This is a genomic window from Bradyrhizobium manausense, from assembly GCF_018131105.1.
Taxonomy (GTDB): Bacteria; Pseudomonadota; Alphaproteobacteria; order Rhizobiales; family Xanthobacteraceae; genus Bradyrhizobium; species Bradyrhizobium manausense_B.
Window position 1 is genome coordinate 1,043,417 of the sequence record NZ_JAFCJI010000002.1, and the last position, 21,674, is coordinate 1,065,090.

The window sequence follows — 21,674 nt, forward strand, 5'->3', positions numbered from 1 at the left end:
TGGGCGCATTTTGCTGCTGTTGGGTCAAAAGCAGCCAAAAACAGCCATTTCCAACAAGAAAGACCATCATGAAACGCGTTGACGCCCACGGATTGAAGATCGCCCCCGTCCTTTTCGATTTCATCGCCAAGGAAGCCGCCCCGAAATCGGGGATCGCGCCGGATGCGTTCTGGGCCGGGGTGGCCGCCATCATCAAGGAGCTGGGGCCGAAGAACCGGTCGCTGCTCGCCTTCCGTGATCAGTTGCAGGCCAAGATCGACGACTGGCATCGCGCCAGCAAGGGCAAGGCGTTCGACCTCGACGCCTACACCGCCTTCCTGAAGGAGATCGGCTATCTCGTCCCGGAGCCGGCGACGCAGAAGGTCGAGACCGCCAATGTCGACGAGGAAATCGGCAAGATCTGCGGCCCGCAGCTGGTCGTGCCGCTCACCAACGCGCGCTACGCGCTGAATGCCGCGAACGCGCGCTGGGGCTCGCTCTATGACGCCTTCTACGGCACCGATGCGATCCCGCATGATCCGTCCGAGAGCGGCAAGGGTTACAACAAGGCGCGTGGCGACAAGGTGATCGCCAAGGCCAAGGCGTTCCTCGACGCCGCCGTGCCGCTCGCGACCGGCAGCCACACCGACGTCACCGCCTATAGTGTCGTCGCGGGCCAGCTCGCGGTGAAGCTGAAGAGCGGTAACGCCACCGCGCTGAAGAACGCCGCGCAATTCGCAGGCTTCCAGGGCGATGCGGCCGCACCATCAGCGGTGCTGCTCGTCAACAACGGCATGCATGTCGAGGTGAAGATCGATCGCAGCAGCGCGATCGGCAAGGACGATCCGGCCGGCGTCGCCGACATGATCATGGAATCCGCCGTCTCGACCATCCTCGACATGGAAGACTCGGTCGCGGCCGTCGATGCCGAGGACAAGGTGCTTGTCTATCGCAACACGCTCGGCCTGATGAACGGCACGCTGTCGGCGGATTTCGAGAAGGGCGGCAAGACGCTGACGCGTTCGCTCAACGCCGACCGCAGCTACAAGACGCCCGACGGCAAGGGCGAAGTGAAGCTGCACGGCCGCAGCCTGCTGCTGATGCGCAATTGCGGTCACCACATGTTCACCGATGCCGTGCTGGACGAGAAGGGCGAGGAAGTCCCGGAAGGCCTGCTCGACGCCGCCGTCTCCGGCCTGCTCGCGATCCACGACATCAAGGGCAACTCCAAGGTCAAGAACAGCCGCACGGGATCGGCCTACATCGTCAAGCCGAAGATGCACGGCCCGGACGAGGTCTCGTTCACCTGCGAGATTTTTGACCGCGTCGAGAAGATGCTGGGCCTGCCCGAGAACACGCTCAAGGTCGGCATCATGGACGAGGAGCGGCGCACCACCGTCAACCTCAAGGCCTGCATCCAGCGCGCCTCAAAGCGCATCATGTTCATCAACACCGGCTTCCTCGACCGCACCGGCGACGAGATCCACACCTCGATGGAAGCGGGTCCGATGATCCGCAAGAACGAGATGAAGGCGCAGGCCTGGATCAAGGCCTATGAGGACTGGAACGTCGACATGGGCCTGATCGACGGCCTGCCCGGCCATGCCCAGATCGGCAAGGGCATGTGGGCCGCGCCCGACAAGATGGCGGACATGCTGCAGCAGAAGCTCGCGCATCCGCAGGCGGGCGCCACCACGGCATGGGTGCCCTCGCCGACGGCAGCGACCTTGCACGCCCTGCACTATCACCAGGTCAACGTCATCGCGCGCCAGCAGGAGCTGACCAAGGGCGGACCTCGCGCGAAGCTGTCCGACATCCTCACCATTCCGGTGTCGAAATCGAACTGGGCGCCCGACGACGTCAAGCAGGAGATCGACAACAACTGCCAGGGCATTCTGGGCTACGTCGTGCGCTGGATCGACCAGGGCGTCGGTTGCTCCAAAGTGCCCGATATTCACGATGTCGGCCTGATGGAAGATCGTGCGACCCTGCGCATCTCCAGCCAGCATCTCGCCAACTGGCTGCACCAGGGCGTCATCACCGAGGCGCAGGTGATGGAATCGCTCAAGCGCATGGCCGTCGTCGTCGACAAGCAGAACGTGGGCGATGCCATCTACAAGCCGATGGCGCCAGCCTTCGACGGCGTCGCCTTCAAGGCAGCCTGCGACCTGGTCTTCAAGGGCCGCGAGCAGCCGAACGGCTACACCGAATACATCCTCACCGCGCGCCGCCGCGAGGCCAAGGCAGCCGGCTGAGACGGCCGCTTGTTCGAACATCAAAAGCCCCGGCTCGCGCCGGGGCTTTTTTGCTGGGCAAGCGCGCCGCCGCTAAAACACTGCGAGATATTTCAGCAGCGACACGATGCCGATGATGATGACCACCACGCGCGCGATCTGCTTGGCGCGGCCATCCATCGGCAGCATGTTGATGAGATAGAGAACGAGAATGATGACGAGAAAGGTGACGAGTACGCCGACCAGCATCGCAGGGCCCCCTTCAGGCAAATTGCTGACGAGGCTCTAACGCCTATCTCGCGCGCCGGTTCCATCGACGCAACCCATTGCAGCTTCTGGTAAATGCGTAATTCTACGAGCAGCCGGCCTGCCTAAGCCTTACCCTTTTCGCTTCAGCTATCGAAACCGTTCGGCCTGCGCGAGGTCAACGAGATCGCCGCCGCGATCGCCAACGCCGTGCAGTCACAGGGCGTGGCGGCGCAGGAGATCACCCGAAGCACGAGCCACATTCTCGATGTCGTCCTGGCGAAAGCCAGGACGATGCGAGAGGAAGGCCCTACTCTTTCGCCACCACCGGCACCTGACGGAACTTCGCGCGCATTTTCTCCGGCAATGGGGAGAAGTTCATCGCGACGCCGCGGCGATCGTTGGCGTTGCGATTGGCGACGACGAGGCCGTCGCTTCCTGCCACAATATCTCCCTTGCGCAGCGTCGGATCGTCGTCGATCTTGACCTGAGCAAGCCCGGCCGGATCCTTGCCGTTGCAAGTACAGCCCGCGACGATCTCGTTGCGATAGCGGAAAGCGTTGGGCAGGTCGGAATAGGGCTTGCCCTTGTCCGTGGTGGCGTCGTCGATGTCGTTGCCATAGACCAGTGACGTCTCTGACGCCGGACAGAAGCTGCTGCAGGATTGCGCCTTGCTCTCGGCATCATTGCCTTGCGCCGGGAAGTAACGGCCGTCGCAACCGCGCACGCAAAAGGCCGTGCCGCCGCCATAGGAGGCGCGCTGGCGCGGCGCGTCATAGCGCGGCGTGTCGTCGTTCGGGAACGGCACGCGGATCTCGGGCGCCGGCCGCGTGCGGAAGCCGCCGAACAGGGCCGAGAAGAAATCTTCCGCATGCGCCGACGGCGCCAGCGCAAGGCCGAGGGAAGCGATCGTGACGAACGCAGCCGTTCCGCCAGCAAGCTTGCTGATCGAACGTCTCATCATGTGACCTCTCTTAAGCTTTTAGTCCACCGACGACGCCGAGATGTTCAGCGCCTGGCGGCCCGAGTGCAGCGTCGTCACCGCCGGACGCTTGCGCACGGGATCACCGCCGCGCGCCATCAGCGGCGCATTCTTCGGCAGCACCACGACCCTGGCGCCGACACTGACGCGGCTGAACAGGTCGGTCACGTCCTCATTGGTGAGGCGGATGCAGCCGGAGGAGACGAACTTGCCGATGGTGGTGGGATCGTTGGTGCCGTGAATGCGATATTCGCTGGAGCCGAGATACATCGCACGGGCGCCCAGGGGATTGCCGGGGCCGCCGGCGACGAAGCGCGGCAGATAGGGCTGGCGCGCGATCATCTCTGCCGGCGGATGCCAATCCGGCCATTCCGCCTTGCGGCTGACGCTCTGCACGCCCGACCAGGTGAATCCCTCGCGGCCGACGCCGACGCCATAGCGCATGGCGCGTCCGTTACCGAGCACGTAGTACAGATAGGTGTTGGCGGTATCGATCACGATGGTGCCGGCCGGCTCGCTACGGTCGAAGCTCACGATCTGCCGGCGCAGGCGATCGGGCAACGCTGCATCCTCGTCGGCGGCCTGGGGCGCTTGGCTCGTATACTCCTGCGAATAGGTCTGGTCTTGCGGATAGAATTGCGGCTGCATCGACGCGTAGCCGAGCGATTGCGCTTGTGCCGCGAATGGCACAGTCAGAAAAGCTGCCGCAAAGACGCAAGCGGTGACGACGCGCGGCGACAAGCTGCGACGGATGACCGATAACTTTGTCATGTGCTGCCCCGTTGGATGTGTGCATCTGGGTGATGCTGCTGTCCCGTAAACGCAGCAGTGCCGACTCAAGTTCCCGCGCCAGGCGCGGCAGCGGGGTCACAGTCAAGCGACCGCGAGTTCACGAAGCCGCGATGGAACCTCGCCGCCCCCGGCACGTTGTCTCGTCATCAATGGGCGCTCGGAGGCTTTCCGTGCGGGGAGAGATATTGTGCGCGTCCTTCCCAGTGAACGACTGATTTCCGGCGACAACGAAGGCACCCCGCTTCCCGACAGCCATAGCGAACTGCCGCCGGTGATCCGGCGCACCGAGTTCGTCGCCTTTGCAATTGCCGGCCTGCTCCTGATCGCCGTCGTCGCCGTGCTCTACGTGGCCAAGGCGTTTTTCCTGCCGGTGGTCATGGCCATCGTCGCCGGTACCATGCTGTCGCCGGCCGCGACGTTCCTGGAAAAACGGCGGGTCCCCCGCGCCGTGGGCGCCGTGCTCATCGTGATCGCGGTGACCGCGATGGTCGCGTTCGTGTTCGCACTGATTGCCGCACCGGCCATGGAATGGAGCTCGCGCCTGCCGGAACTGGGCGCGCAATTGAAGGACAAGCTGCACGTCTTCGACCGGCCGCTGGCGCTTTGGCGCGAGCTGCAAACCATGGTCGGCGGCTCCGAGGGGCTGCCGAGCTTTCAGCTTCCCAAGTTCGAATGGGTGCAGCCGACGCTGGAATTCCTGTCGCCGACCTTCGCCGAATTCCTGCTGTTCTTCGTCACACTGATCCTGTTCATCGCGAGCTGGGGCGATTTGCGGCGCGCATTGATCATGACGTTCGGCGAACGCGACGCACGGCTGCGTACGCTGCGGATCCTGAACGAGATCGAGGTCCATCTCGGCAACTACCTTCTCACGGTGACCATCATCAATATCGGCGTGGGCGTCGCGACCGGAATCGTCTGCGTGCTCACCGGCATGCCCAATCCGGCCGGCCTCGGCGCCCTTGCGGCGGCCCTCAATTTCATCCCCATCATCGGACCGGTCGCAATGTTCGTTGTTCTGGTCGTGGTCGGGCTCGTCGCCTTTCCGACCCTCGGCGGCGGCCTGATGGCGGCGATCGCTTTCGGCGGCGTTACCTTCATGGAGGGGCACTTCGTCACGCCGACCATCATCGGCCGGAGGCTGGCGCTGAACGCACTTGCGGTGTTCATCGCGCTCGCCTTCTGGACCTGGCTGTGGGGGCCGATGGGTGCGTTCCTGTCGTCGCCGCTGCTGATCGTCGGGTTGATCCTGAAGGAGCATCTGCTGCCGGAGAATTCGCCGCAGCTTCCGCAGGCGTAAGCGCCGCCGCGAACGGAACTTCCCCGAAGACGAAGCGTTTTCCGGCTATCTCCGCCGCCGACAGTTTTGGAGCCCCTTGATGTCAATGACCACTGGCGAAACCGGGATGAGAGACTGGACCGACAAAGCCACCGCAGAACGTCTCGAGAAGGATGTAGCAGCCGTGAAAAGCGATATCGCCGCCCTCACCGACCAGATCACCGACGCCCTCAACACATTCGCCAACTCTACGGGCAAGCAGGCCCGGCGCGGCTACAAGCAGGCGCGCGACAACATGGATTCGACGCTCGACGACTTCTCGGAGCGCGGCAGCGCGATGATGGACGCGGCGCAGGATGCGTATGGCTCGATCGAGGAGACGCTGGAAGAAACGATCACGCAGCGACCGCTCGCGACCGTCGGCGTCGCGCTCGGCATCGGCTTCCTGATCGGCTTCGCCTGGCGCCGGTGAGATGACGAGCGGATCTTGAGAGGACGGCGACGCTGCAGCGCCGCCCTTCCGGCTTGTGACGATACGGCTTGCTGGGATTTGAGGAGCTAGGCCATGTTTCAGCGTATTCTCGACGGCATCAGTGCCTCTACCGGCACGACTGTCCGACTGACCTCGCTGGCAGCGGGTGCGGCCTTCGCGCTCTTCATCACCACATGCTTCCTGTGTGCGGCCGCCTTCATCTCGGTGCTGGAAAAATACGGTCCGGTGCAGGCCTGCCTCGCGGGTGCCGGCGTTTTCTTTTTGCTAACCCTGACTGCGGCCGTGAGCTACTGGGCCTACAGGCGGGAGTTACGCCGGGAAGCACGTGTGGCCGCCGAGCGCGCCGCCAAGGCAGCTCCGAGCATGCTCGCCGATCCCATGCTGCTCGCCACGGGCCTGCAGATCGTCCGCGCCGTCGGCGTCAAGCGGCTTCTGCCGATCCTGGCGATCGGTGGGGTCGCACTCGGAATCATGGCAAGCCGCGCCGGCGCTGCAGACGAGACCGCGGCCGAGCCGGCCGAGTAAGGACGCGAGCACAAAGAAAGTTGCGCCACAGGCCGCCGAGCGAGCCGCCCGGGAAATTTGACGGGCGCCTCTGCGCAATATTTCATCAGCCGCGGTAAATCCGGCCTCCTTCACGTAATCGCTACTCGGACGGACAGGCGGTTGCCGCTAAAAGCATCGCCCTGATTCCAGATGAAATATTTAGCAATGAAGCCGTCTGTTAGGGCGAACCTCACCGCATTCCAGCACGACGCAAGGCTGTACTTGACGCTCGGCATTGCGACCTGGTCGGTGTTCGTCGACCACATCCCGAACAATGTCGTCAACCTGCTGACGCTGCGCAACTTCGGCTTCAGCGGCGCGGCCGACCTGTTCGTGTTCGTGGTGGGCTATGGCGTCGCCATCATCCACGGCAGGATGGCGCTGGAGCGCGGCTATGTCGTCGCCGCGACGCGCATCTTCCGCCGCGTCTGGCGGCTCTATGCCGCCTATGTCGTGCTGTTCGTGATCTACATCGACACCATCGCCTATGTCGCCTCGCAATCGATGGCGCCGGAGATCATCAGCGACTACAACATCTCCGGGATCCTCGATCATCCGCTGCGTATCCTGGTCCGTGGTCTTTTGCTCCAGGAAGAGCCGCTGAACCTGGATTTGCTGCAATTGATGATCCCGCTGATGGCCTTCTTTCCGTTCGTCCTGTGGGGGCTGCTGCGGCGGCCGAACGTGACGCTGGCGCTCTCTGTTGTGCTCTACGTCGCAGCACGCTGGTTCGACTGGAATTTCCGGACCTATCCGGACCAGGAATGGGCGTTGAATCCGTTCTGCTGGCAGATGTTGATGGTGCTGGGCGGCTGGTTCGCGGTAACAGGCGCGTCGGGCCACCGCTTGCGCCAGCTGTCCTGGCTGCGCGCGCTCGCGGGCAGCTACCTCGTGGCGGCGATGGCCATCACCTTGATGCGTCACTCGCCGACCTTGTCCGCCTATTTGCCTGACACCGTGCTCAACGGCATCTCGCCGACCGACAAGGAAAACCTCGCGCCCTATCGCGTGATCCATTTCCTCGCGCTCGCCTTCATCGCAACGCACCTCATCCCGGCCGATCATCCGGGATTGCAATGGAAGCCGCTGCAGATGGTGATCAAATGCGGCGAGGAATGGCTCGCCGTCTTCTGCGTCGGCGTGTTCCTGTCCTTCGCCGGCCACCTCATCCTGATCACCGGTGCCAATCTGGTCGTGATGCAGATCGGGGTGAGCCTCGTCGGTTTCGCGGCGATGACGGCAGTGGCCTATTATATCTCATGGTCGAAGCGTCAGGACGAGCCTGCGGCGCTGCGGCAGCGAGCCTAGCCGGGACATCAGCGCGATTCCGCTAGGCCGGGCGCCGCGCCTGCGCTATGCGAGACGAGGCGGCCTGCGGCGGCGGGCTCTGCGCAAGGAGACCGGCTTGGTCATCGCGAAAGGCACGTCTGATGCGGTCGAGAATGCGCCCCGGCGCGGCCGGCCGCGCTCGATCGAGACCACCAACGCCATCCTCGAAAGCGCCTACACCCTGATGGCCACGACCGGCCTGGCCGCATCCACGATCGATGCCGTCGCGCGCCATTCCAATGTCTCCAAGATGACGATCTACAAATGGTGGCCGTCACGGGAAGCGCTGCTGATCGACGCCTTTCTTCATCACGCCGCCCAGATGCTGCCGCTGCCGCCGGTGAGCACAGGGACGCCCGCGGTGCGCGCGCGCCGCCACGCCGCGTCCTATGCCGAAGCCCTGCAAGGCGAGTTCGGCAAGGTGCAGCTTGCCGTCATCTCCGAATGCATTTCCAAAACCGGCTCGGCGGAGCTGTTCTACGCCCGCTATCTCCAGTTCCGCCGCGACGCGCTGGTCGAGATGATCGCGACCGGGCAGCGCGACGGCAGCATTTTGGCCGAAGCGCCGGCGGCGGATCTCTACGACGCGATCTATGGCAGCCTGTTCTACCGCTACATCTTCGGGATCGCGCCGATTACGCCGGCCTATGCGCGCTCTCTGGTCGATCTGGTGTTGCAGCCGAAAGGCTAGACCCGGCGCCGGATGCGACAAATCTCACCCCCATTTCGACAGGAGCATCGTTTTCGTCATGATCAAGCGCATCTTGCCATACGAAGGATTACTCCACGAAGTGGTGGAGCATTCAGGCGTGCTTTACATCGGCGGAATCGTCCCCGAGGACACGAACCTCGACATGTCGGGCCAGGCAAAGGATGTGCTTGGCCAGTTGTCGCGTCTGTTGGAGGCACTCGGATCCGATAAAGCCAACGTGTTGCAGGTCACCATCTTCATGACTGACCTCGGCGAGAAGGCTGCATTCAACGCCGCCTGGAAAGCGCACTTTGCAGAAGCTCATTTGCCGGCGCGCGCCGCCGTCGGCGTGGCCGATCTCGGCCCGGGCGTCAAACTCGAGATGACCGCCATCGCGGCGCGCGTGGGTTCGAGCTGAATCGCATGATCTACTACCTGACCGGCTTGACCGGCTGCGACAGCTTTTCCGTGCGGTCACGTTCGGTCATGTCAACCACCGTTTCCATCGGCGCGGTCAGTTCGTAGACGTAGGAGACGTCGGTGAAGTAGCGCTTGGCGGTGCCGCCAAGGGCTTCGGGCGCGACGCGATCGAGCAGGATCAGGCCGAAATCCGAATCCGGGCGACGCGTCGCTTCGCTGGTGTTGAGCTCCTCCCAGCGGAAATGAAACACCGTCTCGGGCTCCTCGCCCGTCACCGTCCAATTCGCGGTGATATGCGGATGCTTGCCGACCAGCGACAGGCCCTCATCGGAATGCGAGGCGAGTTCGAAGAACAGCAGCGACAGGCTTTGCGCGGCGCGCGCGCTGACGGCGATGTCCGGACCGCTGACCGCGATGCGATCGGCATGCGGAATGGCGCGCGCCTCGAACAGGCCCTTCAGCTTCACGCCCTGCCACTGGCTCTCGCTGAGCAGCGAGACCACGTTGGACATGGCGTGGATACGGCCGATCAAGAGCTCGCGCGCGACGTCGATATCCGAGCCGTGCCGCAGCGTGCGCGTCACGATCGACTGGATCACCGCAAGGATGTTCTTCACGCGATGGTTCAGCTCGTCGATCACGGCCGTCAGCCGCCGCTCGAAGCCGATCCGCACCTGGATTTCGCGGCTGAGCCTTAGATTATTGTAGGCGACGTAACCGAACAGGCCGCACACCATCGCGGTGATGGCAAAGCCGATCGCGGCCACGATGATTGCCGTCTGCTCGGCGCGCCGTGCCGAATTGGTCTTGGCATAATAACCGAGCTGCCAGTCGCGGCCGCCGAAGCTGATGGTGCGCGTCGCCGACGGGGCCGGCCCGTCCGGCGGCGTTATGCGGGTGGAGACGACGCCCTGATCGTTGGCAACGAGCTCGCTGCCGTCCTTGCGTGGGTCCTTCAGTGCGACCGAGAACAACGACAGGTCGTCATTGGTCAGCATCAGCGAAGCCAGCTCGTAGGAAAATGTGATGAAGCCGACAGGTTCGGTCGCCCCCAGGGGAATGACGGGGGCGGCCACGATGACGCCGATCGGCCCTTTGCCGCTCAAGAGCGGTATCGGGTCGGAGGCCACCGACCGCTTTTCGACCCTGGCCCGGGTCAGCATCGCGCTGCGAACAGGATCCTGATCGTAGCTGCGACCCGGCAGCGTTTTGGTTTCGTCGCTGCGCGGCTCAAGGTCCATCAACACGTCGACCGGATGGGTCAGGCTTGCAGGGTCGATCGGCTTGTCGTTGGTGTCCCGAATCTGCGGCCTCGGGAAGCCGGCGGTCGCAATCGCGACCTGCGCCGCGGCGAGCTCGCTCGGCTGGAGCCGGGCGACCCAGCCGGCCACCACGAAATCGGTCTTGAAGGCATAGATCGCCGAGCGCAGCGGCTCCAGCATGTTAGGCTTCAGCACCGATGGCGCGCGGAACAGGCCTGAGGCGACACGCGCAAGCAACTCACGCTCGGTCGACCTGTCCTGGACGAGGCTTGCATGGACGTCGATCGCGCGTGCCAGCGCAATCCGATCCAGCGCCAACTCCTGGTCATGGACGCGATAGGCCGCAAGCCCGGAGAGCAAAGCTCCGAGCAGAGCGATGAAGCCGATGATGAAACCCAGCCGGACCACGCGATTACTCAGGCGAAGGCAGGAGGTCGGCAATTAACACGGAGCATATGAACGCCGCTCGAACGGCCATGTGCCGAAACAGGGTGGAGCCCAGTGGCAGGGATAATGACGGAGGAGGCATCTGCACGCAACTCGGGTCGCCCAAAAAGCTTAATCCGCCCGGCCGATCGTCTGGCCGACAACGGCTTTGCCCGGGCACAGGAGGTAGATAATCGCCGTGTCCGAAATTTGTTCCGCTGAAGCGGATTTGCCTCAGAGGTTAACGGCGGGAAATGCCTGCGCCATGTCGCCGCGGCCCGTCAGCCCGCCCGTTTCAATCCCCCCTTGGTCTCGATGAAGCCGACGATGCGGTCGAGCCCCTCGCTCTTCTTCAGATTGGTCATCACGAAGGGGCGCTCGCCGCGCATGCGCCTGGCGTCGGTGTCCATCTTCTCGAGAGATGCACCGACATGAGGCGCGAGATCGATCTTGTTGATGACCAGAAGATCGGAGCGGGTGATGCCGGGGCCCCCCTTGGACGGAATCTTGTCGCCCGCGGCGACATCGATCACGTAGATGGTGAGGTCGGCCAGCTCCGGCGAAAAAGTGGCCGCGAGATTATCGCCGCCTGATTCGATCAGCACGAGATCGAGCCCGGGGAATTTGGCGCGCATGTCCGCAACGGCCGCGAGATTCATCGACGCGTCCTCGCGGATCGCGGTGTGCGGGCAGCCGCCGGTCTCAACGCCGGCGATGCGGTCCGGCGTCAGCGAGCCGGAGCGCACCAGGAATTCCGCGTCCCATTTCGTGTAGATGTCGTTGGTGATCGCGGCGATGTCGTAGCGCTCGCGCATGGTCTTGCAGAGCAGGTCCATCAGCGCGGTCTTGCCCGATCCGACGGGGCCGCCGACGCCGACACGCAAGGGGCCGTGAGATTTCGACATGGATATCTTCCTATCGTCGTCCTGGCGAAAGCCAGGACCCATTACCACAGCATTCCGTTGTTGCGGCAAGCCGGAGCCGCATCTCTGCATAACCACAAGCATTTGGGGTTATGGGTCCTGGCTTTCGCCAGGACGACGGCGGAGGATGCCACTCGCTCACGACCTGAACAGCCGCGTATATTGCGTCTCGTGCCGCAGGCTGGCGAGATCGGCGCGGAAGCTCGCGCTGCCGAGATCGTCCAGCGTCGCGTTCAGCGACCGATTGGCTGCTGTGGCGACGGCGGCCTCCAATTTCACCAGCACGCGCTGGCTGTCGGTCTGGCCAAGCGGAACGAGGCGGCTGGCCGCCGAGATCCAGTTCGAGACCAACGCATGCAGAAAAGCGTGCAGCGTCGATGCCAGCGGCACGCCGTGCAATGCGGCGACGACGCCGACGGCAACGGGATAGACCAGTGGCGTGCGGCATGCCGCGACCATGGCATCAAGGCCTTCGGCATCCCACGCAGCGCGTGAGATGTCGATGAAGGCGCGGCCTTGCGAAGTGGTCTCGAGCTGTCGCTCGCGCGAGGGCACGAAGGCGGCAGCAAGCTCCGCGATGTCTGATAACGAGGCCCCGTCGCCCACCTCGGCAGCGCGATAGGCGTGGACCAAAAAGGTCGCATCACAAAATCCGGAGCCGTCACCGAGCATCGCGTCGAGCCAGTCGGCGAGCGTCACGATGTCGGTAATATCTCCGGCCTCGACCGCCCATTCGATGCCGCTGGAATAAGAGAAGCCGCCGACCGGAAACGCCGGCGACAACCACGTCATCAGCCGATACAGCGCCGCCGCCTCGCGCTCGGCGAGATCGCCCGCACTGACAGGCTCATTTGTGGTCATGAGCATGCTTGTGGCCGTGGTGATGGTCGGGATGGTCGCAATGTTCGTCATGGTGATGGTGGTGATCATGCCCGTGGTCATGCGCGGCATGATCATGAGGATGGTCGTGGTCATGATGATCGTGGTGATGATGGCCATGATCATGGTGTGCGTGATCATGATGTGCATCATCGTGATGCGCATGGTCATCGTGTCCATGCGCATGGCCGGCGTCGGCATAGGCGCCGCCCTCGGGATCAAACGGCGCCTCGATCTCGACCACCCGCGCGCCAAGCCCCTTCACCATGGCTTCGATCACGTGATCGCGGCGGATACGCAGGGCCTTGGTCATGAGTTGCGTGGGCAGATGGCGGTTGCCGAGATGCCAGGCAACGCGGATCAGGTGGTGCGGATCCCGGCCACGAATCTCGAGCAACGGCTCGGGTGCCGCAACCACTTCGACCAGCCTTCCGTCCTCCAGCACCAGCGCATCGCCGCCGCGCAGGGCGACGGCATTCTCCAGGTCGAGCAGGAATTCGAGGCCCCGCGTCCCCGTCATCGCCATGCGGCGGCGGTGCCGATCGTCGAAATCGAGCACGACCGTATCCGCCGGCGTTTCCGTGAAGCGGTGCTGTCCCTTAACCTGCGTCGCCCGGATCATGCGCGCTTACCTCGTCTCAACCTTCTCAGGCGTAATCACTTCGATCTTCGGCGGAGCGGTAAAGCACTTCACCGCGACACGGCCGAACGTCTTCATGTGCTCCTGGCCGCGATGCGGCACCAGCGCCTCGGCATTCTCCCACTGCTCGACGAACACCATCTTGCTGGGATCGGTGACGCTCTCATGCAGATCGTAGGCGATATTGCCGGGCTCTTTCCGCGTCTCCTTGATGCAGGCCGTGGCGGCTGCAATGAATTCGGCACGCGTTTCGGGCTTGATGGTCAAGGTGGCAACGACGTAGATCACGAGCAATCCTCCCGGCTTTTCTTCTGAAGGGTTAGATACCGGCCGGGACATTAGACCAGCCGGGATCGAACGCAAAACCGGAAAAGCCGTCCCAAGACATGCAATCGACATGCGCCGGGGACATGCGTTGAGACGCTATTTCAGTACATGAAATATCGCTGCGCCATCGGCAGCACCTCGGCGGGCGGACAGGTCAGCAGCTCGCCGTCGGCGCGCACCTCATAGGTCTCCGGATCGACCTCGATATCGGGCGTGGCGTCGTTGTGGATCATGCTCTTCTTCGAAATCCTACTGCGGGTGTTCTGGACCGCATAGAGCTTCTTCTCGATCCCGAGCCTTCGCGCGAGACCGCCGGTGACAGCTGCCTTGGAGGTGAATACCACGGACGACGCCGTACGCGCCTTGCCGAAGGCGCCGAACATCGGCTGGTAATGCACCGGCTGCGGCGTCGGAATCGAGGCGTTCGGGTCGCCCATGGGCGCGGCGACGATCGAGCCACCCTTGACGATGCAATCCGGCTTGACGCCGAAGAAGGCCGGCGACCACAGCACGAGGTCGGCAAGCTTGCCCTTCTCGACCGAGCCGATCAGCTTCGACACGCCGTGCGCGATCGCCGGGTTGATCGTGTATTTGGCGATGTAGCGCTTGACGCGAAAATTGTCGTTGTCCTTGCCCTTGTCCTGCGGCAGCGAGCCGCGCTGCTTCTTCATCTTGTCGGCGGTCTGCCAGGTCCGGATGATGACCTCGCCGAGGCGACCCATCGCCTGCGAATCCGATGACATCATCGAGAGCGCTCCAAGATCGTGCAGAATGTCCTCGGCCGCGATGGTCTCCTTGCGGATGCGACTCTCCGCGAAGGCGAGGTCCTCTGCGATCGAGGGATCGAGATGGTGGCACACCATCAGCATGTCGAGATGCTCGTCGATGGTGTTGCGCGTGAAGGGGCGTGTCGGGTTGGTCGAGGACGGCAACACGTTCTTGAGGCCGGCGACCTTGATGATATCAGGGGCGTGACCGCCGCCGGCGCCTTCGGTGTGGAAGGCGTGGATGGTGCGGCCCTTGAACGCCTTGATGGTGTCCTCGACGAATCCGGACTCGTTCAGCGTGTCGGAATGCAGCATGACCTGGATGTCGTGGTCATCGGCTACCGACAGGCAGTTATCGATCGCAGCCGGCGTCGTACCCCAATCTTCGTGAAGCTTCAGCGCGCAGGCGCCGGCCTTGACCATCTCGACCAGCGCGGCCGGGCGCGAAGCGTTGCCCTTGCCTGAGATGCCGAGATTGACCGGGAACGCGTCGAACGACTGGATCATTCGCGCGATGTGCCAGGGACCAGGCGTGCAGGTCGTGGCGAAAGTGCCGTGCGAGGGGCCGGTGCCGCCGCCGAGCATCGAGGTGACGCCGGACATCAGCGCATGCTCGATCTGCTGCGGGCAGATGAAATGGATGTGGCTGTCGAATCCGCCCGCCGTGAGGATCTTGCCCTCGCCCGCGATCACGTCGGTGCCGGGGCCGATGACGATGGTGACGCCCGGCTGGATGTCGGGATTGCCGGCCTTGCCGATCGCGGAAATCATGCCCTCCTTGATCGCAACGTCGGCCTTCACAATGCCCCAGTGGTCGACGATGAGCGCATTGGTGATGACGGTGTCGGCGGCGCCCTGCCTGTTGGTCACCTGCGACTGCCCCATACCGTCGCGGATCACCTTGCCGCCGCCGAACTTCACCTCCTCGCCATAGGTGGTGAAATCCTTCTCGACCTCGATGATGAGGTCGGTGTCGGCCAGCCGAACCCTGTCGCCGGTGGTCGGACCGAACATGTTGGCATAGACGGAACGCTTCATCTTGACGGACATATAAGTGCTCCATCTGCGGAAGTTTTCACAGCGCGCTCCTCGCGAGCTTTACAGTATCGTCGAATTCGCGGTCCAGAATCGCGTTGACGCCCCGGCATCCCGCAACGACACTCTCGGCGAAAGCGACATAGTCGACCAGGTCGTCGCGCTCTTCCGGCGTCAAGTCGCCCGGGATGCGCGCGCGAATGTTGCTGATCTTGTCGGCGATCTTGATCAGTTTTGCCGACGGCGATTTGTGCGGGGCATCGACGACCTGCTTTTGTCGGCGCTCGGTTTTCGGCAGGGTCATGTCGTCGGTCACCTCGACAACCAGCGCCGCCACACGTGCCCCGAATCTTGCGGCCAATTCCTTTCGCGTGGTCGGCGTATCCTCGACGGTGTCGTGCAGCCAGCCGGCAGCGACCAGCTCGGCGTCCACACCATCGGTCGCCGCCGACAGCAGGTTCGCGACCTCGGCGAGGTGATTGATGTAAGGCTCGCTGCCGCGCCCCTTGCGCGCCATCCCATTGTGGCGGCGCGCCGCGAGGTCGGCAGCTTCGGAGACCAGGCGCAATCCGAAAAGCATTGCCCTACAGCTTCCCCATCACGTCGCCGCGAAAACCGTAGATCGTCTTCTTCCCCGCCAGCGCGACCAGTTGGATGTCGCGGGTCTGGCCGGGTTCGAAGCGGACGGCGGTGCCGGCGGCGATGTCGAGGCGCATGCCGCGCGCTTTCTTGCGGTCGAATTTCAGCGCCGGATTGGTCTCGAAGAAATGGTAGTGCGAGCCGACCTGGATGGGGCGGTCGCCGGTGTTGGCGACCGTGAGCTGCACGGTCTTGCGGCCGGCATTGAGCTCGATCTCGCCGTCCTGGATGAAGAGTTCGCCGGGGATCATGCTCTCGCTCCTATCGGATCGGTTCGTGCACGGTGACGAGTTTCGTCCCGTCCGGAAACGTCGCCTCGACCTGGATGTCGTGGATCATCTCGGGGATACCCGGCATCACCTGGTCGCGGCTCAGCACCTGCGCGCCGGACTGCATCAACTCGGCGACCGTACGGCCGTCACGCGCACCTTCGAGAATGAAATCGGAGATGATCGCGATCGCCTCGGGATGGTTGAGCTTGACACCGCGATCCAGCCTGCGGCGCGCCACGATGGCCGCCATCGAGATCAGTAGCTTGTCCTTTTCGCGGGGAGACAGGTTCATGAAGAATCTCTTCCGTTCAACACGTCAATTCAACCACAGCCGCGGCAAGGCAGCACCGCTACGCGCCAGCACCGCCATCATGTCGGCACGCAAACGCGCCGCATCTTGGGCACAGAACCGCGCCATTGCAAAGCCATTCCACGCAGAGATTCCCACCTCACCGGAGAAGGATTCCGACGCCTCGCGGAGGCGCTCGACCAGCGCCTCGTCGCCGGGAACGATCAACGCCGTGCCGATTGCAGCGCCGCCCTTGGCGACTGCGGATCGCGCCAGTTTTGCGCCAACATCGCCGTCGAGCCTGATCGTCTCGGCGAACACCAGCCTGCCGCCACGGCGCAGCCGCCAGCGGTCGACGAACTCGCCCTGCTCCATGCGCTCGCCCATGGCGGTGCGGCCGAATACGACAATTTCACAAAGCAGGAGCGAGGCGGCATCATCGAGCTCGATGTCGAAGCGGCGATGAACCCGTGCCCGGTCGAACAGGATCGTCTCCTGCGGCAGCCAGCCGAGATGCGCGCCGGCAGCGACCTTCAGGGAAATGTTGAGCTGCGCCGCCGCCCCTGGCGCGCGATAGACCTTTTCCGCGGCGGCAGTCGTCAGTGTCAAGCGCGCAGCGTCGGCGGCTGATATCTCGATGTCGAAGCGATCGCCGCCGGCAACGCCACCGGCCGTATTGACGAACACACCAGACAGGCCGTCATCCTCCGGCGAGGGAAAGCGCACGCGGAGCGAGCCGGATTCATGCAAGGCGCCGCGCCGCGTCACGCCCTCGCGGGCGCGTACGTCGAAGCGCACCGCGCCGCGGGCACGGTTGGCTTCGAACACCGAAGATGTCGCCAAAGGGGTCACCAGGGCGTCGCTGCGCATCCGTCTCCTCCGGCCGGCCGCGGCAGGATTTTCGAGCCTACAATGTCCCGGCTTACAGCGCCATCTGGCGGCTGATCTCGCTGGCATCGAGAGTGGAGCGATCACAGGTGAATTTCACCGCGCCACGATCCATCACCGCGAAACTGTCTCCGAGTTCGCAGGCAAAGTCGAGATATTGTTCGACCAGCACGATGGCGATGTTGCCGAGATTGCGCAGGTAAGAGATGGCCCGACCGATGTCCTTGATGATCGAGGGCTGGATGCCTTCGGTCGGCTCATCGAGCAATAACAGCTTCGGACGCATCACCAGCGCGCGTCCGATCGCGAGCTGCTGCTGCTGGCCGCCGGAGAGATCACCGCCGCGTCGCCCGAGCATGGACTCCAGCACCGGAAACAGCGAAAACACGTCGTCCGGAATGTTCTTGTCCTGGCGCTTGAGCGGGCCGAAGCCGGTCTTGAGGTTCTCCTCGACCGTCAGCAGCGGAAAGATCTCGCGGCCCTGCGGCACGAAACCGATGCCCTTGCGGGCCCGCTCATAGGGCTTGAGGCCGGTGATGTCGCTGCCGTCGAATTTGATTGCACCCGAGGAGATCGGATATTGCCCGACCATGGCGCGCAGCAGCGAGGTCTTGCCGACGCCGTTGCGCCCGAGCACGCACGTCACCTTGCCCGGCTCCGCCGCGATCGACACGCCGCGCAGCGCCTGCGCCGCACCGTAAAACAGGTTGATGTCCTTGACCTCAAGCATCGCTCAGCGTCCCAGATAGACTTCGATGACCCGCTCGTTGGACGAGACTTGGTCGATGGTTCCTTCGGCGAGCACCGTGCCTTCATGCAGGCAGGTGACCTTGACCCCGAGCTCGCGCACGAACGTCATGTCGTGCTCGACCACCATGACGGTGTGGGTCCTGTTGATCTCCTTGAGCAGCTCGGCGGTGAGATGCGTCTCGACGTCGGTCATGCCGGCGACAGGTTCGTCGACCAGCAGGAGTTTTGGATCCTGCGCCAGCAGCATGCCGATCTCGAGCCATTGCTTCTGGCCGTGACTGAGGCTGCCGGCGAGGCGGTTGCGGGCGTCGGTGAGGCGGATCGTCTCCAGGACCTTGTCGATACGCCCGGACTCAGCCTTGCTGCCACGCCAGAACAGCGTGCCCTTGACGCTGTGATCGACGTTGAGCGCCAGCAGCAGATTGTCCTGCACGCTCTGGCTCTCGAACACGGTCGGTTTCTGGAATTTGCGGCCGATACCGAGCTCGGCGATGCGGGTCTCGTCCAGCCGCGTCAGGTCGGTGACGCCGTCGAACAGCACGGTGCCTTCATCCGGCTTGGTCTTGCCGGTGATGATGTCCATCATCGTGGTCTTGCCGGCACCGTTCGGGCCGATGATGGCGCGCATCTCGCCGGGCTCGAGCGTCAGCGACAGATTGTTGATGGCGTGAAAGCCATCGAACGAGACATGCACGCCGTCGAGATAGAGCATCGCGGAGGTCGCGCGGGTATCCATGACGTTCATGACCGCTACTCCGCCATGTTGGGTTCGATGACGCCGGCTTCGGCCGCCATACTTACGGTGGCTGGAGCGGAGCGCCTCTCTCTCGACTGGTCGCGCCACGCATTGAAGGTGCCGACGATGCCCTTGGGTAGCAGCAGCGTCACCAGGATGAACAACGCACCCAGCATGAACAGCCAGTATGGCGCCAGCACGCCTGAGGTGAAAAAGGTCTTGGCGTAGTTGACGACGATGGCACCGAGCGCCGCGCCGACCAGCGTCCCGCGACCGCCGACCGCGACCCAGATCACCGCCTCGATCGAATTGCCAGGCGCGAATTCGGATGGATTGATGATGCCGACCTGCGGCACGTAGAGCGCACCGGCAACGCCGGCCATGCAGGCCGACAGCGTGAACACGAACAGCTTGTAGGATTCGACACGGTAGCCGAGGAAGCGGCTGCGCGATTCCGCATCGCGGATGGCGATCAGCACCTTGCCGAGCTTGGAGGACACGACCGAGCGGCAGATCAGGAAGCTGAGGATCAGCGCCAAACAGCTCAGCGCGAACAAGGCGGCGCGCGTTCCCTCGGCCTGGACGTTGAAGCCCAGAATGTCCTTGAAGTCGGTCAGGCCGTTATTGCCGCCGAAGCCGAAATCGTTGCGGAAGAAGGCGAGCAGCAGCGCATACGTCATCGCCTGCGTGATGATCGACAGATACACGCCGGTGACGCGGGAGCGGAACGCGAGCCAGCCGAAGCAGAAGGCGAGCAGCCCAGGCACGAGCAGCACCATCAGCGCCGCGAACCAGAACATGTCGAAGCCGTACCAGGACCAAGGCAGCTTCGAATAGTTCAGGAACACCATGAAATCAGGCAGAACAGGGTTGCCGTAGACCCCGCGGGCGCCGATCTGCCGCATCAAATACATGCCCATGGCGTAGCCACCGAGCGCGAAGAAGGCGCCGTGGCCGAGCGAAAGGATGCCGCAATAGCCCCAGATCAGGTCGATCGAGAGCGCGAGAATGGCGTAGCAGACATACTTGCCCCAGAGCGCGACCAGATAGGTCGGCACCTGCAGGAACGAGCCCGCCGGCAGCAGCAGGTTGGAGAGCGGAATGAGGATGCCGCAGGCAGCGACGATCATCAGGAAGATCGCCGCGCCGCGGTCCAGCGATCGCGTCAGCATGTGAGGGGTCATGCTTCCACCGCACGGCCCTTGAGCGCGAACAGTCCGCGCGGGCGCTTTTGAATGAAGAGGATGATGAGAACGAGGATGGCGATCTTGCCGAGCACGGCGCCGGCGACCGGCTCCAGGAACTTGTTGGCGATGCCGAGCGTAAAGGCTCCGACCAGCGTACCCCAGAGATTACCGACACCGCCGAACACCACGACCATGAAGCTGTCGATGATGTAGCTCTGACCGAGATTGGGGCTGACATTGTCGATCTGCGACAGCGCCACGCCTGCGATGCCGGCAATCCCCGAGCCGAGCCCGAAAGTCAGGGCGTCGACGCGCGAGGTCGCGATGCCCATCGAGGCCGCCATGCGGCGGTTCTGCGTCACCGCGCGCATCTCGAGGCCGAGTGCCGTGTATCGCAACATGGCGAGCAGGATCGCGAACACGGCGAGCGTGAAGACCAGAATCCAGAGCCGGTTATAGGTGATGGTGATCTGACCGAGCTCGAACGCACCGCTCATCCAGGAGGGGTTGCCGACCTCGCGATTGGTCGGGCCGAACATGGTGCGCACCGCCTGCTGGAGCACCAGCGACAGGCCCCAGGTCGCGAGCAGTGTCTCCAGCGGCCGGCCGTAGAGGAAGCGGATGATGCTGCGCTCGATCAGCACGCCGATGGCGCCGGCGACGAGGAAGGCGAGCGGCACGGCGATCAGCAGCGAATAGTCGAACAGAGCGGGGTAGCGGGTGCGGATCAGCTCCTGCACCACGAAAGTGGTGTAGGCGCCGATCATCACCATCTCGCCATGGGCCATGTTGATGACGCCCATCACGCCGAAGGTGATGGCAAGGCCGATCGCGGCGAGCAGCAGCACCGATCCAAGCGACAGGCCGTACCAGGCGTTCTGCACCGTGGACCAGACCGCAAGCGAACTCTGAATCGAGCTGATGGCACTCGTTGCGGCCTTTGCCACGGAGGCCGGCTGGTCCGTACCGATGTCGGACAGTAGCGCCAGCGCTTCCTGATCGCCGCGCGCCTTGATGGTGGCGACGGCCTCGAGCTTCTGCACTTCGGTGGCATCGGACTTGAACAGCAGGATTGCCGCGCGCGCTTCACCGAGCGCGGTCCTGGCCGCCTTGTTGGTTTCCTTGACAAGTGCGCTTTCGACGGGATCGAGCGCAGTCTCCTCATGCGACTTGAAGACGGATTGTGCGGCCTGAAGCCTCGCGCCGAGATCGGGCGACTGCAGCGTCAGGCTGCCGAGCGCGGCATCGACGCTGCGGCGCAGCCGGTTGTTGAGGCGAACGGCGCTGGCGCTGTCAGGCACACTGGCGACGGCCCCGCCGGTCGCAGCATCGATCGACTTGCCGTCGCTGCCGGTGACGTAAACCTTCTTGCTGTCGGGATCGGCCATGAGCCGACCGTCCTGGAGCGCATTGATGATCGGGAAAGCGAGCTTGTTGCCGCTGCTGGCAACCACACCGATCGCTTCTTCCGTATCGGAATAGTCGTCGTTGGCGAATTTGGCGACCGCATCCTCGAACGGACCGGCAAAGGCCGGCAGCGCGAATGCGATCAGAAGAAGCGAGAGAACAAAGGTGCAGAGACGAGCGGATAGGTTGGTTGGCACTGTGGATCACCCCGGCAGAAGTGGGGAGAAGGCGGCGGAATAGCCGTCTCCTCCCATTG

Annotated in this window: 24 protein-coding genes; 7 read left to right on the plus strand and 17 right to left on the minus strand. The window is 63.7% G+C overall.

Annotation, left to right across the window (positions count from 1 at the left end; translation table 11 throughout):
* Positions 1-68 precede the first annotated feature (68 nt).
* Positions 69-2,234 carry a malate synthase G gene (locus tag JQ631_RS25215; RefSeq protein ID WP_212330503.1) on the plus strand — a complete coding sequence of 722 codons (2,166 nt, stop codon included), beginning with the start codon at positions 69-71 and terminating at the stop codon, positions 2,232-2,234.
* A gap of 72 nt (positions 2,235-2,306) precedes the next feature.
* Here the strand turns inward: JQ631_RS25215 and JQ631_RS25220 are convergent, their stop codons facing one another.
* The 3 genes from JQ631_RS25220 to JQ631_RS25230 form a co-directional block, all read right to left on the minus strand.
* Positions 2,307-2,462, minus strand: coding sequence for a Thivi_2564 family membrane protein (locus JQ631_RS25220; RefSeq protein ID WP_084292245.1), 156 nt, complete (start codon positions 2,460-2,462; stop codon positions 2,307-2,309).
* A gap of 307 nt (positions 2,463-2,769) precedes the next feature.
* Positions 2,770-3,423: a DUF2865 domain-containing protein gene (locus tag JQ631_RS25225; RefSeq protein ID WP_212330505.1), complete on the minus strand. Its 654-nt coding sequence runs from the start codon at positions 3,421-3,423 to the stop codon at positions 2,770-2,772.
* 18 nt (positions 3,424-3,441) lie between these two features.
* Positions 3,442-4,212 (minus strand): L,D-transpeptidase, encoded by a 771-nt coding sequence (locus JQ631_RS25230; RefSeq protein ID WP_212330507.1) that lies wholly within the window; start codon positions 4,210-4,212, stop codon positions 3,442-3,444.
* Positions 4,213-4,420: 208 nt separating this feature from the next.
* Here JQ631_RS25230 and JQ631_RS25235 point away from each other — a divergent pair, with 208 nt between their 5' ends.
* The 6 genes from JQ631_RS25235 (at position 4,421) to JQ631_RS25260 (ending at position 8,989) form a co-directional block, all read left to right on the plus strand.
* Entirely contained in the window at positions 4,421-5,533 is a 1,113-nt protein-coding gene (locus tag JQ631_RS25235; protein ID WP_212330509.1) for an AI-2E family transporter, read from the plus strand.
* A 79-nt stretch (positions 5,534-5,612) separates the two neighbouring features.
* On the plus strand, positions 5,613-5,984 hold the full coding sequence (locus tag JQ631_RS25240) for an ElaB/YgaM/YqjD family protein (protein WP_212330511.1): 372 nt from the start codon (positions 5,613-5,615) through the stop codon (positions 5,982-5,984).
* A 93-nt stretch (positions 5,985-6,077) separates the two neighbouring features.
* Positions 6,078-6,530, plus strand: a complete 453-nt coding sequence (locus JQ631_RS25245) for a hypothetical protein (protein ID WP_212330513.1) — start codon at positions 6,078-6,080, stop codon at positions 6,528-6,530.
* 186 nt (positions 6,531-6,716) lie between these two features.
* Positions 6,717-7,859 (plus strand): OpgC domain-containing protein, encoded by a 1,143-nt coding sequence (locus JQ631_RS25250; RefSeq protein ID WP_212330520.1) that lies wholly within the window; start codon positions 6,717-6,719, stop codon positions 7,857-7,859.
* A gap of 97 nt (positions 7,860-7,956) precedes the next feature.
* Positions 7,957-8,571 (plus strand): TetR/AcrR family transcriptional regulator C-terminal ligand-binding domain-containing protein, encoded by a 615-nt coding sequence (locus tag JQ631_RS25255; RefSeq protein ID WP_212330522.1) that lies wholly within the window; start codon positions 7,957-7,959, stop codon positions 8,569-8,571.
* A 58-nt stretch (positions 8,572-8,629) separates the two neighbouring features.
* Positions 8,630-8,989, plus strand: a complete 360-nt coding sequence (locus JQ631_RS25260) for a RidA family protein (RefSeq protein WP_212330527.1) — start codon at positions 8,630-8,632, stop codon at positions 8,987-8,989.
* Between the two features lie 13 nt (positions 8,990-9,002).
* On the opposite strand, the gene JQ631_RS25265 is transcribed toward JQ631_RS25260, so the two are convergent.
* From JQ631_RS25265 to urtB, 14 genes are all read right to left on the minus strand, one after another.
* The gene (locus JQ631_RS25265) at positions 9,003-10,661 is read right to left on the minus strand and encodes a CHASE domain-containing protein (protein ID WP_212330529.1); all 1,659 of its coding nucleotides are present in this window, start codon (positions 10,659-10,661) and stop codon (positions 9,003-9,005) included.
* Between the two features lie 299 nt (positions 10,662-10,960).
* Positions 10,961-11,584 carry an urease accessory protein UreG gene (ureG, locus tag JQ631_RS25270; protein ID WP_212330530.1) on the minus strand — a complete coding sequence of 208 codons (624 nt, stop codon included), beginning with the start codon at positions 11,582-11,584 and terminating at the stop codon, positions 10,961-10,963.
* Positions 11,585-11,740: 156 nt separating this feature from the next.
* On the minus strand, positions 11,741-12,469 hold the full coding sequence (locus tag JQ631_RS25275) for an urease accessory protein UreF (RefSeq protein ID WP_212331598.1): 729 nt from the start codon (positions 12,467-12,469) through the stop codon (positions 11,741-11,743).
* Positions 12,450-13,103, minus strand: coding sequence for an urease accessory protein UreE (gene ureE / locus JQ631_RS25280; RefSeq protein WP_212330532.1), 654 nt, complete (start codon positions 13,101-13,103; stop codon positions 12,450-12,452). The genes JQ631_RS25275 and ureE overlap by 20 nt, the downstream gene beginning before the upstream one ends.
* 6 nt (positions 13,104-13,109) lie before the next feature.
* On the minus strand, positions 13,110-13,409 hold the full coding sequence (locus JQ631_RS25285; RefSeq protein WP_027530199.1) for a putative quinol monooxygenase: 300 nt from the start codon (positions 13,407-13,409) through the stop codon (positions 13,110-13,112).
* Positions 13,410-13,549: 140 nt separating this feature from the next.
* Positions 13,550-15,265, minus strand: coding sequence for an urease subunit alpha (gene ureC, locus JQ631_RS25290; RefSeq protein WP_212330534.1), 1,716 nt, complete (start codon positions 15,263-15,265; stop codon positions 13,550-13,552).
* 25 nt (positions 15,266-15,290) lie between these two features.
* On the minus strand, positions 15,291-15,830 hold the full coding sequence (locus JQ631_RS25295; RefSeq protein WP_212330543.1) for an HD domain-containing protein: 540 nt from the start codon (positions 15,828-15,830) through the stop codon (positions 15,291-15,293).
* A 4-nt stretch (positions 15,831-15,834) separates the two neighbouring features.
* Positions 15,835-16,140 carry an urease subunit beta gene (locus tag JQ631_RS25300; RefSeq protein WP_212330545.1) on the minus strand — a complete coding sequence of 102 codons (306 nt, stop codon included), beginning with the start codon at positions 16,138-16,140 and terminating at the stop codon, positions 15,835-15,837.
* Positions 16,141-16,150: 10 nt separating this feature from the next.
* The gene (locus JQ631_RS25305) at positions 16,151-16,453 is read right to left on the minus strand and encodes an urease subunit gamma (RefSeq protein ID WP_158667522.1); all 303 of its coding nucleotides are present in this window, start codon (positions 16,451-16,453) and stop codon (positions 16,151-16,153) included.
* 24 nt (positions 16,454-16,477) lie between these two features.
* The gene (locus JQ631_RS25310) at positions 16,478-17,320 is read right to left on the minus strand and encodes an urease accessory protein UreD (RefSeq protein WP_212330547.1); all 843 of its coding nucleotides are present in this window, start codon (positions 17,318-17,320) and stop codon (positions 16,478-16,480) included.
* Between the two features lie 52 nt (positions 17,321-17,372).
* Positions 17,373-18,068, minus strand: coding sequence for an urea ABC transporter ATP-binding subunit UrtE (urtE, locus tag JQ631_RS25315; protein WP_212330557.1), 696 nt, complete (start codon positions 18,066-18,068; stop codon positions 17,373-17,375).
* 3 nt (positions 18,069-18,071) lie between these two features.
* Complete coding sequence (urtD, locus tag JQ631_RS25320; RefSeq protein WP_212330559.1) at positions 18,072-18,833, minus strand: urea ABC transporter ATP-binding protein UrtD; 762 nt, start codon at positions 18,831-18,833, stop codon at positions 18,072-18,074.
* Between the two features lie 5 nt (positions 18,834-18,838).
* Positions 18,839-20,008, minus strand: coding sequence for an urea ABC transporter permease subunit UrtC (gene urtC / locus JQ631_RS25325; RefSeq protein WP_212330561.1), 1,170 nt, complete (start codon positions 20,006-20,008; stop codon positions 18,839-18,841).
* On the minus strand, positions 20,005-21,615 hold the full coding sequence (urtB, locus tag JQ631_RS25330) for an urea ABC transporter permease subunit UrtB (protein WP_212330563.1): 1,611 nt from the start codon (positions 21,613-21,615) through the stop codon (positions 20,005-20,007). The genes urtC and urtB overlap by 4 nt, the downstream gene beginning before the upstream one ends.
* Positions 21,616-21,674: the final 59 nt, after the last annotated feature.